This window comes from Flavihumibacter rivuli (genome assembly GCF_018595685.2).
Taxonomy (GTDB): Bacteria; Bacteroidota; Bacteroidia; order Chitinophagales; family Chitinophagaceae; genus Flavihumibacter; species Flavihumibacter rivuli.
Window position 1 is genome coordinate 2,682,235 of sequence record NZ_CP092334.1, and the last position, 14,949, is coordinate 2,697,183.

Annotated in this window: 16 protein-coding genes; 10 read left to right on the forward strand and 6 right to left on the reverse strand. The window is 48.9% G+C overall.

The genetic code is table 11. The features are described 5' to 3' along the window. Positions 1–149: 149 nt before the first annotated feature. The 6 genes from KJS94_RS11470 (at position 150) to KJS94_RS11495 (ending at position 7,159) form a co-directional block, all read left to right on the forward strand. A complete protein-coding gene (locus KJS94_RS11470) occupies positions 150–1,586 on the forward strand; it encodes an Ig-like domain-containing domain (protein WP_214448625.1) in 1,437 nt (478 codons plus the stop codon). Between the two features lie 18 nt (positions 1,587–1,604). After that, on the forward strand, positions 1,605–2,222 hold the full coding sequence (recR, locus tag KJS94_RS11475; protein ID WP_214448624.1) for a recombination mediator RecR: 618 nt from the start codon (positions 1,605–1,607) through the stop codon (positions 2,220–2,222). A 223-nt stretch (positions 2,223–2,445) separates the two neighbouring features. Continuing rightward, positions 2,446–3,465, forward strand: a complete 1,020-nt coding sequence (locus KJS94_RS11480; protein ID WP_214448623.1) for a homocysteine S-methyltransferase family protein — start codon at positions 2,446–2,448, stop codon at positions 3,463–3,465. 91 nt (positions 3,466–3,556) lie between these two features. Next, positions 3,557–3,940 (forward strand): GxxExxY protein, encoded by a 384-nt coding sequence (locus tag KJS94_RS11485; protein ID WP_214448622.1) that lies wholly within the window; start codon positions 3,557–3,559, stop codon positions 3,938–3,940. Between the two features lie 59 nt (positions 3,941–3,999). Next, positions 4,000–6,732, forward strand: coding sequence for a methionine synthase (gene metH / locus KJS94_RS11490; protein WP_214448621.1), 2,733 nt, complete (start codon positions 4,000–4,002; stop codon positions 6,730–6,732). A gap of 97 nt (positions 6,733–6,829) precedes the next feature. Then, a complete protein-coding gene (locus KJS94_RS11495) occupies positions 6,830–7,159 on the forward strand; it encodes a DMT family transporter (protein WP_214448620.1) in 330 nt (109 codons plus the stop codon). A 24-nt stretch (positions 7,160–7,183) separates the two neighbouring features. Here the strand turns inward: KJS94_RS11495 and KJS94_RS11500 are convergent, their stop codons facing one another. The 3 genes from KJS94_RS11500 to KJS94_RS11510 all read right to left on the reverse strand — a co-directional run bounded on the left by KJS94_RS11500 (position 7,184) and on the right by KJS94_RS11510 (position 9,406). Next, positions 7,184–7,951, reverse strand: coding sequence for a CPBP family intramembrane glutamic endopeptidase (locus tag KJS94_RS11500; RefSeq protein ID WP_214448619.1), 768 nt, complete (start codon positions 7,949–7,951; stop codon positions 7,184–7,186). 160 nt (positions 7,952–8,111) lie between these two features. Then, positions 8,112–8,501 carry a VOC family protein gene (locus KJS94_RS11505; RefSeq protein WP_214448618.1) on the reverse strand — a complete coding sequence of 130 codons (390 nt, stop codon included), beginning with the start codon at positions 8,499–8,501 and terminating at the stop codon, positions 8,112–8,114. Between the two features lie 173 nt (positions 8,502–8,674). Further along, complete coding sequence (locus KJS94_RS11510; protein WP_214448617.1) at positions 8,675–9,406, reverse strand: LOG family protein; 732 nt, start codon at positions 9,404–9,406, stop codon at positions 8,675–8,677. Positions 9,407–9,444: 38 nt separating this feature from the next. On the opposite strand from KJS94_RS11510, the gene KJS94_RS11515 reads away from it, so the two are divergent. From KJS94_RS11515 to KJS94_RS11530, 4 genes are all read left to right on the forward strand, one after another. Beyond that, positions 9,445–10,224, forward strand: coding sequence for an exodeoxyribonuclease III (locus tag KJS94_RS11515; RefSeq protein WP_239804142.1), 780 nt, complete (start codon positions 9,445–9,447; stop codon positions 10,222–10,224). 6 nt (positions 10,225–10,230) lie between these two features. Next, the gene (locus KJS94_RS11520; RefSeq protein ID WP_214448616.1) at positions 10,231–10,536 is read left to right on the forward strand and encodes a DUF4286 family protein; all 306 of its coding nucleotides are present in this window, start codon (positions 10,231–10,233) and stop codon (positions 10,534–10,536) included. A 292-nt stretch (positions 10,537–10,828) separates the two neighbouring features. Further along, complete coding sequence (locus KJS94_RS11525) at positions 10,829–11,098, forward strand: HU family DNA-binding protein (protein ID WP_039138735.1); 270 nt, start codon at positions 10,829–10,831, stop codon at positions 11,096–11,098. A 125-nt stretch (positions 11,099–11,223) separates the two neighbouring features. Beyond that, the gene (locus KJS94_RS11530) at positions 11,224–11,343 is read left to right on the forward strand and encodes a 30S ribosomal protein THX (RefSeq protein WP_214448615.1); all 120 of its coding nucleotides are present in this window, start codon (positions 11,224–11,226) and stop codon (positions 11,341–11,343) included. 351 nt (positions 11,344–11,694) lie between these two features. Here the strand turns inward: KJS94_RS11530 and KJS94_RS11535 are convergent, their stop codons facing one another. The 3 genes from KJS94_RS11535 to KJS94_RS11545 all read right to left on the reverse strand — a co-directional run bounded on the left by KJS94_RS11535 (position 11,695) and on the right by KJS94_RS11545 (position 14,942). After that, on the reverse strand, positions 11,695–12,993 hold the full coding sequence (locus KJS94_RS11535) for a hypothetical protein (RefSeq protein WP_214448614.1): 1,299 nt from the start codon (positions 12,991–12,993) through the stop codon (positions 11,695–11,697). Between the two features lie 79 nt (positions 12,994–13,072). Then, complete coding sequence (gene pdxH, locus KJS94_RS11540; protein ID WP_214448613.1) at positions 13,073–13,711, reverse strand: pyridoxamine 5'-phosphate oxidase; 639 nt, start codon at positions 13,709–13,711, stop codon at positions 13,073–13,075. A 187-nt stretch (positions 13,712–13,898) separates the two neighbouring features. Next, on the reverse strand, positions 13,899–14,942 hold the full coding sequence (locus KJS94_RS11545) for a coiled-coil domain-containing protein (RefSeq protein ID WP_214448612.1): 1,044 nt from the start codon (positions 14,940–14,942) through the stop codon (positions 13,899–13,901). Positions 14,943–14,949 lie beyond the last annotated feature (7 nt).

Here is a 14,949-nt window from a genome sequence, read left to right on the forward strand (position 1 = left end):
GGGTCAAAATGTGATTCTACAACCACCATAAGTCCAAAATGTTCAGGGCTGTTCAATAGCCCTTCCTACCAATTATGATTTAATTAGACAACAGGAGGGCCAAAAGCCGGATAAAGCGGCTAAGTTTGCAGCTTCAAAACAGGTATTCCATGATGAGGCCCAAAGCCCCGGTTCTTTCCTACTTTCTTGTTGTTTCGGTACTTTTCCTATTGCTGACCAATATCCTAAGTGGCTGCGCCAATATCATCCCTCCTACCGGGGGACCAAGGGATTCCATTCCCCCAAAGATCGTGGCCATCAACCCGCTCGACAGCACCCTCAACTTCAGTGGCAACCGCCTCACCATCGAATTTGACGAATACATTGCCCTCGACAAGGTCCAGGAAAACCTGCTGGTCTCCCCCACCCCCAAAGTGATGCCCATCGTGGAGTCCAGGCTCAAGACCCTGACCGTGAAGATCAAGGACACCCTGCAACCCAATACCACCTATGTGATCGATTTCGGCGAGGCCATCCGCGATATCAATGAAAACAATGCCCTCAAGGGGTTCCGATACATTTTCTCTACCGGCTCCACCATCGACTCCATGAAGCTGGCAGGTAATGTGATGCTGGCAGAAACCGGGAAGGTAGACAGCACCCTTATCGTGATGCTCTACCAGGACCTTACCGATTCAGCTGTTGTGAAAGAAAAGCCCCGCTATTACACCAGGGTGGACAACAAAGGCAACTTCCTTTTCCAGAACCTGGCACCCGGCACCTATGCCATCTATGCATTGAAAGACGAAAGTGCCAGTCGCCGCTACCTGAGCCCTTCCCAGCTTTTCGCCTTCGCCAACCAACCGGTGGTGATCGATGGCAAGTCGCCCCCCCTATCCATGCTGGCCTACCTGGAACCGGAAAAAGAAAAGGAGAAGAAGAAGGCCAAGCCTGCCCCCAAACAGCCCGCCAAGGACAAGGAGCAGGAACAGGACAAAAGGCTGAAATACACCACCACCCTGATGGCCGGCGGACAACAGGATATCCTGCAACCCCTGGGCATCAGCTTTGCCGCCCCCCTGAAGGAATTCGATTCCACCAAACTGCATTTCACCGACGACCAGGGGAAAGTGATTACGAATTACCGTCTCGAAAGGGATAGCACCAATACCAACTTTACCCTTCGCTATGACTGGCCCATTGACCAGGCATTCAAACTGGTGCTGGAAAAGGGATTGGCCACCGACAGTACCGGCAAATCGATCCTGAGATCTGATACCCTGGCCTTCCGTACCATGAAAGAATCGGACTATGGCAGTGTACGCTTCCGTTTTGCCAATGTGGATACTTCCCGGAACCCTGTGCTGCAAATGGTACAGAACGACAAAGTAGTCTATAGCTATGCCATCAGGGGAAAGGAATTGTTCATCAAGCGTTTCAAGCCGGCAGAATTTGAACTGCGTATATTGTTCGATGACAACCAGAACGGCAAATGGGACCCGGGAGATTTCTTCGGCACCAAGCGCCAACCAGAAAGGGTGAAAGCGATACCCAAGAAGCTGACGATTAAAGGCAATTGGGATAATGAAATTGATATTAGCCTGTAGCTACCCTAACTTTGCAACATGCAGCTTCCCTCCGCATTATTGGAACAGGCCGTGAATGAGTTTAGCAAGCTACCCGGGATCGGGAAGAAGACCGCCCTCAGGCTGGTATTGCATTTGCTCAAACAGGAACCGGAAAAGGTCAAGGCTTTTGGCGAAGCAGTTATCCGCATGCGCGATGAAGTGCGTTTTTGCCAGCGTTGCGGCAATATCTCCGATGCCCTCATCTGCTCCATCTGCAATAGCCCCATGCGCAAGCAGGAACTGATCTGCGTGGTGGAAAGCATCCGCGATGTCATCGCCATTGAAAGTACCCAGCAATACAATGGCACCTACCATGTATTGGGCGGCATCATCTCCCCCCTCGATGGTGTAGGTCCCGACCAACTCAATATCGAGTCACTGCTGCAAAGGGTCAGGGCCGGCGGCGTGGAAGAAGTGATCTTTGCCCTTAACCCCACCATCCAGGGTGATACCACCATTTATTTCATCCAGAAAAAGCTGCAGGACACTTCGGTACGTTTTACCACCATTGCCCGTGGCATCGCCTTTGGCGGTGAACTGGAATATGCCGATGAAATGACCCTGGCGAGAAGCCTGCAACACCGCCTTCCCGTGGACAAGCTCGTGAAAGGCTAGTCCCTGCTGCATTGTTTATTTCTTCCTATATTTGCCAATAGCAGGTGGATTTGTTTATTGTTCGGCCTGCGGTCCCGGTCTTGATCAGGGAGTCACAACGGAACTAATAAACGGCAATACCTTCCATTGTTGTTTCCACTCGTTTTGATGCCCTCCCTCTAAAGCCCGGTTTTACTGAGCCAGGAACAGCCATGCCTTTTGCTGTTCCTTTAAAAGAAGAAGTATGAAAGATATCCGTTCTGAATTGAACAAGAGAATACTGGTGATTGACGGGGCCATGGGTACCATGATCCAACGCCATCGCCTGACCGAAGCCGATTACCGCGGGGAACGTTTCAAGGACTGGCCGGTGGATGTAAAAGGTAATTCTGACCTGTTGAACATAACCCAGCCTGCCATCATTGAAGGCATCCATCGCGAATACCTTGAAGCCGGTGCCGATATCATTGAGACCAATACCTTCAGTTCGCAACGCGTGAGCATGGCCGATTACCAGATGGAGGACCTGAGCTATGAAATGAATGTGGCCGCTGCACAAATCGCGAGAAGGGCTGCAGACGATTACACTGCAAAGACGCCGGATAAGCCCCGATTTGTTGCCGGCGCCATCGGTCCCATGAACAAGACCTTGAGCCTTTCCCCCGATGTGAACAATCCCGGTTATCGCGGCCTTCTTTTTGATGAAGCGGCTGCAGCCTATTACGAGCAGGTGAAAGCATTGGTGGAAGGCGGCGTTGACCTCCTGCTCATCGAGACCATCTTCGATACCCTGAATGCAAAAGCGGCGATCTATGCCATCAAGCAGTATTTCCAGGATGCTGGCAAACCGGAACTGCCCATCATGATCAGTGGCACTATCACGGATGCATCAGGCAGGACACTGAGCGGGCAGACACTGGAGGCCTTCTATGTTTCGGTTATGCATGCCCGTCCGTTGAGCATTGGCCTGAACTGTGCCCTGGGCGCTGCGCAGATGAGGAGCCATATTGAGGAGCTGAGTCAGATAGCGGCTTGCTATACATCGGCCTACCCGAATGCCGGCCTGCCGAACGCCATGGGAGAATACGATGAGCAGCCACATGAAACGGCGCATTTCATTGAAGAGTGGGCGCAGGAAGGGTTTGTGAATATTGTGGGTGGTTGCTGCGGTACAACGCCTGATCATATCAGGCATATAGCGGAGCATGTGAGGAACTTCCAACCCCGACCCTTACCCGAGGTTGAAAACACCCTAATTGGGTGATTATGCCTGGCCACGAAGACTCGAAGGCTCGAAGGAACACAAAGAGCTAAGGGAATGGACTAATTTTATAGTGCACCAGAAAAAGCGGCGTATGAATCAGAGTGAGCACAAAGAGTGGTTGGCAAAACAGGTAGTTGACATTGCTTATAGGATCCATGTTGACCTGGGTCCCGGGTTATTGGAAAGTGTGTATGAAAAATGCTTCTGCCACGAACTGACAAAAAGAAATATTAATCATTATACACAGGTAAAAGTTCCGGTAGTATATGATGGTTTACGATTCGAAGAAGCATTAAGGCTGGATCTTTTGATTGACGATTGCATCATAGTAGAATTAAAAGCACAGGACAATTTTCATCCTGTATGGGAAGCACAATTATTGAGTTACTTAAAATTAACAGGAATTGACCTTGGCTTCCTGATCAATTTCAATGTACCCATGATCAGGAACGGTATCAAGAGAAGAGTAATCTAACCTCAACCACCTTCGTGCCACTTAGTGTCTTAGTGCCTTTGTGGCCCAAAAAACAGAACATGACAAGCATCAAACCATATTTGCGATTAGCCGGTCTGGAGCCGCTGGTAGTGCGGCCGGAGACCAATTTTGTCAACATCGGTGAACGTACCAATGTAACCGGTTCAAAGAAATTCGCGCGGCTCATCAAGGAGAACAAATACGAGGAAGCCCTCTCCGTTGCCCGCCAGCAGGTAGAGAACGGCGCGCAGGTCCTCGATGTGAACATGGACGACGCCCTGCTCGATGGCGTGAAAGCCATGACCACCTACCTCAACCTCCTGCAAAGCGAGCCGGACATCGCCCGCATCCCCATCATGATCGACTCCTCCAAGTTCGAGATCATTGAAGCGGGACTCAAATGCGTACAGGGAAAATGCATCGTGAACTCCATTTCGATGAAAGAAGGCGAAGCCAAATTCATTGAGCAGGCCAATATCTGCAAACGCTTTGGTGCAGCTGTAGTGGTGATGGCCTTCGATGAGAAAGGCCAGGCCGATACCTTGCAGCGCCGGGTGGATATCTGTTCCCGCGCTTACAATATCCTGACCAAACAGGTGGGCTTCGATCCACAGGACATCATCTTCGACCCCAACATCTTTGCAGTAGCAACAGGTTTGGAAGAACATAACAATTACGCGGTAGATTTCATTGAGGCCACCCGCATCATCAAGCAACGTATGCCCCTCACCAAAGTGAGCGGTGGTGTGAGTAACCTCTCCTTCTCCTTCCGCGGTAATGACCATGTGCGCGAAGCCATGCACAGTGTATTCCTCTTCCATGCCATCAAGGCCGGCATGGATATGGGCATCGTGAATGCTGGACAGCTGGTGGTCTATGATGAGATCGAACCCGAACTCAGGCAGCTCTGTGAAGACGTGATCCTGAACCGTAACAATGACAACAACGAGGCCACCGAAAAACTGATCACCTTTGCCGAGACCGTTAAGGCCAAAGGAAAGGCGGAAGTGAAGGACGAAAGCTGGCGTCAGGCCGCTGTGGAAGAAAGGCTGAAGCATGCGCTCGTTAATGGCATCACAGATTATATTGACCAGGATACCGAAGAAGCCAGGTTAAAATACCCACGTCCGCTGGATGTGATCGAAGGACCGCTGATGGATGGCATGAACGTAGTGGGTGACCTGTTTGGCGCGGGCAAGATGTTCCTGCCGCAGGTAGTGAAAAGTGCCAGGGTGATGAAGAAGAGCGTGGCCTGGCTGACCCCTTATATTGAGGAAGAAAAAAGGAATAACCCCCAGGCCCAGCAGGGCAATGTGGCGAAAGTGCTGCTGGCAACTGTTAAGGGTGATGTACACGATATTGGTAAGAACATTGTTGGCGTGGTATTGGGCTGTAACGGCTATGAGATCATCGACCTGGGAGTGATGGTCCCTGCCGATAAGATCCTGGATACGGCGCAGAAAGAGAATGTAGACATCATAGGCCTTAGCGGCCTCATCACTCCTTCCCTGGATGAGATGGTACATGTGGCACATGAAATGAAGCGCAGGGGCATGACCCAGCCATTGATGATCGGTGGTGCCACCACGTCGCGCATGCACACAGCCGTGAAGATCGCTCCGCAATACGACCATGGTGTATTGCATGTACTGGATGCCTCCAGGAGTGTTACCGTTGCCGGCACATTGCTCAATCAGGACCAGCGACAAAAATTACTGAATGATACGCGCAATGAGTACGACAGGTTGAGGGAAGACTTCAACAGCAAGCGCGCGGTCAAGCAATATATCCCCTACGCGGAAGCAGCCCAAAACCGGGTAGCTATCGACTGGAAAAGTTTTGAACCGGCCCAGCCAAAATTCCTGGGCACAAAGGTTTTTGAAGACGTTGACCTGGCAACCATCGCTCCCTATATCGACTGGGCGCCTTTCTTCATAGCCTGGGAAATGGGTGGCCGCTATCCGCAATTACTGGATGATGAGGTGATAGGTAAGGAAGCACGCAAATTATTTGCTGATGCCAATGACTTGCTGAAAATGATCATAGAAGAAAAATGGCTGACAGCAAAAGGCGTGATCGGGTTCTGGCCTGCCAACAGCAATGGTAAGGACACGGTTACCCTATCCGTTCCCGCATCGGCAGTTGATGACAATAACGATGTAGTACTGCCGATCACTGAAACGCATCAACTGGAATTCCTGCGCCAGCAGCTCAAGAAAGCCGCTGGCCAGCCCAATTTCTCCCTGGCTGATTTCATTGCGCCTGCCCAATCCGGTAAAAAGGATTACCTCGGGGCCTTCTCGGTAACCATCCAGGGGATAGAGCCTCATATCAAGGCTTATGAGGCAAAGCATGATGATTATAACAAGATCATGTTGCAGGCCCTGGCAGACAGGCTGGTGGAAGCCCTTGCCGAATACCTGCATGAAAGGGTGAGGAAGGAATTCTGGGGATATGCAGCAAGTGAACAACTCTCTCACGAAGAGCTGATCAAGGAAAAGTATGTTGGCATCAGGCCGGCACCAGGCTATCCTGCATGTCCCGACCATACCGAAAAATACAAGCTCTTCAACCTGCTGGGAGGGGAAGCGGCAACCGGCATCAAGCTGACTGAATCCCTGGCAATGTACCCAGCTGCTTCGGTATGCGGATGGTATTTTGCGCATCCGGACAGCCAGTATTTTGGTGTAGGCAAGATCAAAGAGGACCAGCTGGAGGATTACACTAACAGAAAGGGTTATACGAAGGAAGAAATGGGCAGGTGGTTGCGGCCAATCCTGGAAAATGAATAAAGGCAGTTAACTTTACTTGTCAGGGATCCCCGTGGTATAAGGTCTTCATGCACTACCCTATATCGCGGGGTTTTATTTACCCATCAATATCACAACCATGAATTGGATCATCCTGATCATTGCAGGCCTCTTTGAAGTGGGATTTGCTACCTGCCTCGGCAAGGCAAAGGAAAGCTCCGGCACAACGGCCACTCTTTGGTGGATAGGTTTCTTTGTATGCCTGTCGATCAGTATGTACCTTTTGTACAGGGCCACCCAAACCCTTCCCATCGGTACTGCTTATGCCGTCTGGACAGGCGTTGGGGCAGTGGGAACCGTTCTAGTGGGTATCCTCTTCTTCAAAGAGCCGGCCGATTTCTGGCGACTCTTCTTCCTGACCACACTCATTGGATCCATTGTGGGCTTAAAATTTGTTTCTGCCAATTGATCAAGTCAGGCAATGGTGTCCCACTCAGAGCAAACCCAGTTCCCTGAACTCGAGGATACAGGCAGTGGCATTGAAGCAGAAATGCACCAATATGCCATACCAAAGGGTTTGTGTACGCTGTCTTAACCAACCCAGGAACAAGGCGAATGGTAGCAGCCAGAAGAAGGAGATCAGGCTCATATGGATAATGGCGAAGAGCAAGGCAGTGAATACCACCCCCAGCCGCGTATGCGTGATCTTCAGCAGCCCGGCCTGGATGACACCCCGGTAAGCAAGCTCTTCGGAGAAAGCAGGAATGATCGCGATCAATAGCAACATGATGGTCTTGGGGAACATCAGGTCCTGGAAAGATGAATAGTAATACAATTCCCGATCGAAGATGCTGCGGTTGATCCATTTCACCCCATAATTCACGATGACGGCCGATGATACCGCAACGATAACCAGTACGATCACCTTCCACCAGGAAAACCTGTTCCATTTAAGGATGAGTGGCGCCAGTTCAGTCCGCATCTGCCAGGCATAGAATAAGGCCAGTCCCAGCAATAGGCTGTCCACCGCAATCAATCCGACAATATTATCCCCTACCCCTTTTACAAAATTGAATACCAAACAGATCAGGAAGTTCAGTCCATAGAAACTTCCCACCAATAGGCGATAGCGCTCATAGGCGCCTTCCCATTCTTCGGGTGGCACAGTAGGTTTGCCACACTGGTAACAGATGGGGGCATCATTGACCAGGGTACTACCACAATGGGTACAGGTATCTTCTTTAACTACTTCTTCGCTCAAGGAAATGATTTGGCCCCAATTTATGGCATTCAAAAAAAATATACCATACTATTCTTTAATATTTAACCTACCCGCCGGCAGGGGTGATCATCGGGTAAGCTCACAAAAAGCAAACGGCCGGTGCAATACCGGCCGGGAAAAATTATAGGGCACCTACCCTTTAGATCGTGATCTCCACCCTATTCTTATCGGGATCAAGTACTACGCTTTCGTAGTAACCATCACCTGTCCACCTGGGGCCATCGATCACCTCATAACCATCAGCACTGAGTAGTGCGGTAAGGGTATCAACATTCTCCTTCGATCCAGTAGCCATGGCGAAATGGATCAGGCCGGTGAACTGGTCATAGATATTGTTGAGGCTATCCGGCACCCCTTCCATTTGCATGATCTCCAGCCTTGCCCCCGTTTCAAAGGAAAGGAAATAGGAACGGAATTGCTTGGCGGGATTATGGTATTGTTCATTGGAACTAGCTCCGAAATAGCGCATATAGAAAGCCCGCATCTCTTCCAAACGGTTTGTCCACAGCGCAATGTGTTCAATTTTCATTGTATGGTTTATTTAGTCATTAACTATTCTTTTACGACCAGGTTGATCAATGTCGTCCCTAATCCTTCACCCTAACTAATGTACCGATATTGCTAACCATGAGTATGGAATATCCCAATAACGTTGTATGAACTAAAACATATTTAATACAAGCTGCTGCATCATTAACACCATCACTTTTTCTCCATGAACCACCAGAGGCGCTTGCGCGGTTTTACCTGGTAATTGGAACGTATATACTTGTGGATGTGTTCGAATGCCTCGTCCAGGGAATCAGTTAGCAATACCAGGTCAAGATCGGCTTCGCCGATGGTCTTATTCTCCTTCATGACATGCAGGTAATCCATCATGGGCTGGTAATAGGCCTTCCCCAACAACACGATCGGGAATTGGGTCATTGTCTTGGTTTGCATGAGGGTCAGGGTTTCAAAAAACTCATCCATGGTACCCACCCCGCCCGGCATGATGATAAAGGCATAGGAATATTTCACCAGCAACACCTTGCGCACAAAGAAGTGTTCGAAGGTGATGGTGATATCCAGGTAAGGGTTGGGCTTTTGTTCGAAAGGCAATTCAATATTACAGCCTACTGACTTCCCGCCGGCTTCTTTTGCGCCTCGGTTGGCAGCCTCCATGATACCGGGCCCTCCGCCCGTCATGGTAGCGAATCCCAATCCTGCAATACGTTTGCCGCATTCCCTTGCCATGGTATAATAGGGATGGTCTTCTGAAAACCTTGCCGATCCGAATACGGTTATACAGGGTCCAACGAAGTGAAGGGTCCTGAATCCCTTGATGAACTGCCGGAAAACCCTGAATGCGAACAGGAATTCATAACTCCGATCCTTAGGTCCCTCCAGGTAAACATGCTGTTTGGCAGGAATAATCCGCTGCGATGGTTTCATTTCAATAATTTTGGTGCTTCCGGAAACAATTTACTCAAATGAAACGGGTTATGCGCATTATCTCCTATAATGTCAATGGTATCAGGGCCGCCATGAACAAAGGGTTTATCGACTGGCTGAAAACAGATCCCGCGGAGGTGGTCTGTGTACAGGAAACAAAGGCCCATCGCGACAATGTGAACCACAAACTATTTGCTGAGCTGGGCTTCCATGATTTCTGGTATTCAGCAGAAAAGAAAGGCTATAGTGGTGTGGCCATTTTCTCAAAGATCAAACCCGATAACGTGGAATATGGCAATGGCTTCATGCAGAGCGATGCCGAAGGCCGGGTGATCAGGGCGGATTTTAATGATATCACGCTCATCAATGCCTACTTTCCCTCAGGCACGAGTGGCGATGAGCGCCAGGAGTACAAATACCAATGGCTGGAGGAGTTCTTCGGTTACGTGCAGGACCTGCGCAAGACAAGGAAAAAACTGATCGTTTGCGGCGACTATAATATTGCCCACAGGGAGATCGATATCCATGACCCGAAGGGCAATAAGAATTCCAGTGGTTTCCTGCCCGATGAAAGGAAATGGATGGACAAGTTCTTTGAACATGGCTGGGTGGACACTTTCAGGAAATTCCATCCCGAACCCCATCGCTATAGTTGGTGGAGCCAACGTTTCCCCTCAGTGAGGTTGAACAACAAGGGCTGGCGCATCGATTACATCAATACCACCGAGGAGTTGAAAAAACAGCTGGTAGATGCCGAGATCTATCCAGATATAAAGCATAGCGACCATTGTCCCGTTTATTTAAAGCTCAAATACTAAACAGCGATGTACATCTATAATGTTACCCTCAAGATCGACTGGAGCATCCAGGAAGCCTGGTTAAAGTGGATGGTAGAAGAACATATGCCGGAAGTGGTAGGCACCGGTTGTTTCAGTTCTTCCAGGCTCTTAAGGCTGATAGAAGTGGATGATAGTGATGGTCCCACCTATGCAGCCCAGTACCATGCCGAAACCAAATCGGATTACAACCGGTATATTACCATTCATGCCGACAAGCTCCGCCAGAAAAGCTTTGACAAATGGGGGGATAAGTTCATTGCCTTCCGCTCTGTAATGGAAGTTGTGCACTAAATGTGGAAAACAAAAAAGCTTTCCCTTTGCAATAAAAAAAATCGCTACATTATGTTGGAAGTCGCACCAGCATTGAATTCCAGCGAAAAAATCAGAAAACCCTTGTCCATGGCGGGTTTCAGCGGACAAGCACAAAATCAGGCCGAAAAAACATATCGTATTTTTCCGCTATAACCCTGATTTGGTGCGGATTCCAGCGAGTCAGGCAGGGGCTTTAAAAAATTCAAAAAAAAATTTGTTGGAATTAAAAAGCGTCTATATTTGTTCTGCTTAAAATTTTAAATTTCACACTATGAACAAAGCTGAATTAATTGCCAAAATTGCCGATGACGCAGGCATTACCAAGACCCAGGCTAATGAAGCTCTGGATTCTTTCATCGAAGCAGTTACCAAGACCCTGAAAGGTGGTGGAAAAGTAACCCTGGTGGGTTTCGGTACTTTCTCTGTATCCAAGAGAGCTGCTCGTAACGGTCGCAACCCCCAGACTGGTGCTGTGATCAAGATTAAGGCTAAGAAAGTTGCTCGTTTCAAGGCAGGTAAGGAACTGTCTTCCAAATTATAATCACTGCGCCTACAGCATTGAAACCCTGTCTTTTACCAGACAGGGTTTTTTATGCCCTGTAATGCCTGTAATTGCCCGATTTTTCGCATTTTTGCACTTTAAAGAATTTTTCAAAAATCATTACTATGGGTAGAGGTGATAAGAAAACCAAGAAAGGTAAGATCTTCAAAGGTTCTTACGGTAAGAGCCGCGTAGCTCGTCCTTCTCAGGCCAAAAAGGCTGCTGCGAAGAAGCAACAAGCATAAGGCTGGCAGGCATGTGGAGGTCCATTGCCCTTAATTCTATAGGCAAAGGATCAAACCCTACAACAGCAAGGAATTGCTCAAAGGACCCACACCAGTCAAAACTTCTGGAATGTGAAAATGTGATCGACACGTTTTCACATTTTTTTTATGCGCTGACCAATCCAACCTCAGCTTAACTTACCAGGTCCGGATAGAGAATGGATCTGCCCGCCCCGAGGATCGGCAAGCCGGGGCAACCATAAGATGGGATACTAAATGGCACTTCTATAACTCAAGGGTAATTGCTGATACATTAGCGATATGCTGCCAGCATAGTAAAACTAGGAATAACCCTGTTACGCCATCATCCAATCAATAGAACAACTCCAAGTTGATCATAAATACATTCCCATTCGCCCCCACCTGTGTGGGAAAACTTGCATAACCCACCGGTGACCTATATGCCCTGATGTATTCTGCATTTACCCTGAATGACTTGTTCTTGAAAGGGAACCAGTTCAATCCCAAATTGAATTCTGTTGGATCACCATACTCACCAAAAATGAAAGCGCCTGTCAGGTAGGCCTGCAGGGTTTTGTCCAACAGCATGGAGGAACCCTGCAGACTCAACCCGTGGTCAAACAACTGGTCAACCGGAATGGGCCCTGTGGTTTCCAATTTGGAAACCCACCTCAGGAAATAATCAGCATCAAAAGAAAATCCTTTCCATTTCAGGCCTCCTGTAATATTGACCATTTCATATTTTGCCGACAGGACACTGGCATCGGTATCGAATGCATTGATGGCAAACAAGCCCGTGCCATCAGATAACCTGATCTGTGAGTTCTCCGGGGCCTCAGAATCAGGCTGCGATTGCCTTGTTTCATTACTCCTCGAATAAGAGGCGCCCAAAAGTGTTGCCAGGCTATTATGGCGTTCAAAATCCCCATAGGGCCCCATCCTGCCATAATTATTGGTGGTATGCCATAAGCCTGAACTCCAGGTATCAAAGCCTCCATCCAACTGTCCGGCATCAATACCCAACTGGCTGAGGTTATTGCCCAACATGGTGCGGTAATACATATTCTTGAAGATCTCACCCTGGACCCAGATACCAGTAGTAAATGAACCGCGGAAAAATTCTTCCGTCATGTTCCTGGCATCCATCCGAAGCCAACCCGGGAATTGTCCATACATGGAACGGTTGGTGGGCAAACCACCAATGCCGACACCAACATCAAGATGCTTGTTGAACTGGTATTGGAAATTACCACCCAGCACCACCTGCGCACCCTGTCCCTGGCTGGTATTGGATGTCCAGACATACAGCAGGTACCTGAATTTCGGGTCAAACAGCCAGCCCTTGAAATAGAGCATGACCTTCTGAAACTGCAGGTCATTCCTTTTGTCAATATTCTTGGTGCGCCCAAATGCATCCGTATAGTTATCATCCAGTCCCGTTTGGTTCAGGTACCTGGTTGATGCATATGCCGAAAAGGTCAGCACGCCATCCGGCTTATTGATCAGGCGAAAACCAGACCCCGGAACATGGGACCTTACGATCTTGAGGGTATCCTCCTCCTCATAAGGATCAGTTGGGATTTGGCCGTAACACAACTGGGCAATGGGGAAAGTAAGGACCAGGAAAAGGCAATACAATAATTGTCTCATAACAGTATTTTTTGGGTTGACATACTGCAGAGCAATTAACCAGGTCCAAAGGGCAGGATTATTATTAAATGGTCAAGTACTATGGGGCCAATCTTTCGATCCTCCAGCTACCGGTTTCTTCGAGCGTGTAATGGATCCTGTCGTGCAGCCTGCTGGGCCTGCCCTGCCAGAACTCAACGGTGATGGGCTTTACCCGATAACCACCCCAATGCGCAGGACGAGGTACCTGCTTGCCGGCAAAAGCATGGGCCAGTTCTTTTTCCGTCTGCTCTAACTGTTCCCTGCTCGCCAGCACCTGGCTCTGTGGGGAAGCCAAAGCGCCGATCTGGCTGGTAACAGGTCGACTGGCAAAATAAGTATCACTCTCTTCTTCACTTACCTTTTCGATAAGGCCTGTGATGCGTACCTGGCGCTCCAATTCTTTCCAGAAGAAGACCAGGCAGGCACGCGGATTTTCTTCCAACTGACGGCCCTTAAAACTATGATAGTTGGTGAAGAATACAAAACCACTCTCATCATATCCTTTTAACAAAACAATCCGTGCAGAAGGCAATCCATCCGCAGAAGCCGTAGCGAGGGTCATGGCATTCACCTCATCGATCTCACTTTTCATTGCTTCCAGCCACCAGGTATTGAACTGGGAAATCGGGTCAGCAGCAACATCAGATTCGGTCAGGGTATGGCGCATGTAGTCCTTGCGTATAGCGGCGATGCTCATGGTAAGAATCAATTTAGACCCAAAATTAAAGGCAGGCGCCCAAGCAAAACATGATTTTTGTTAACTAATTACTGGAGATTGAATCGCAAGGATACTACCGGGACTGGTAAATTATAACAGATGGAATGATCAGACCTTCGTATGTACTTCGTGCCTTCCTGTCTTCGTGGCCAAAAAAAACCTTGCATTAATACCCCCTTGGCTCAATATCCTCATCCCTTTTAGCAGGGTTATTGAACTCGGTTGCCCTTGCCAGTAGTTGCTCGATCTCGGTGATGCGGCGCATCTGGCTGGAGAGTTTATTATGGTGTTCGGCAACCTGTTGCAGGTCGTGGTTCAGTTCTTCCAGGTAAGCCACTTTCTTCTGTAATTGCATGCGCTGGAAATTTGCTTCGCGCAGCTTGTCTTCCACATCGGCAAGGGTGCGGGTAGAACGCTGGTTCTCTTCCAGCAGGGAGAGGTATTTGATCTTCAGTTCATCGAACTCCTTGGTCACCTTGAAATAGGAATCCTGCAAGCCGGCATAGTTGGCACCTTCGCGCTGGCTATTGGCCACATGGGCTTCCAGCTTCTGCATTTTATCCAGCATACCGTTATAGTCGGCGTATACTTTCTCCAGCCTGCTTTGCATTTCTTCCCCAAGCCTGTTCTGCTGGCGGAGGGTCTTGATCTCATTCTCCTTCTCTACCAATGTTGAACGCAGTTCGGATAGCTGCTTGTTCAAAAGATCATTAGCCTGCACCAGTTCCTGGTGCTTCACTTCCATCTGCTTCAGTTGCTCGATCTGGCTGAGGAGGAACTGCACTTTTTGGTTGTGCTGTAAAAGGTTTTCCTGAGCATCCTGGAGTTGTTGCAAATAATCGGCAGCTTTCTGTGAAGGGGAAACCAGTTCTGCCTGGCTCTCCAGCAACTCTTCCCGTTCTGCACGAACAGAATCCAGTTCAAGGTTAAGGAACTGTTCATTCTCCCTCGACAGTTTCAATTCATGCTCCAGTTTCTTGAGTTGCTTCTCCAGTTCTTCCGTATCGTTGAAATATTTGAGCTTCCATTCATCCGCCTCGTGGATCAATGCAGGATCATAAGGCTGCTGCATTTGCAGTTCTGTATTGCGGCGGGAAGTGAGGAATAAGTGGATGGCGAAACCTAACGCTATTGCGCCCAGCAAGGAGACAATTATCTCTGCGATCCCCACGGTAATCTGCATGGCCAATAAGAAGGTTAACATCGTCATAATGGTC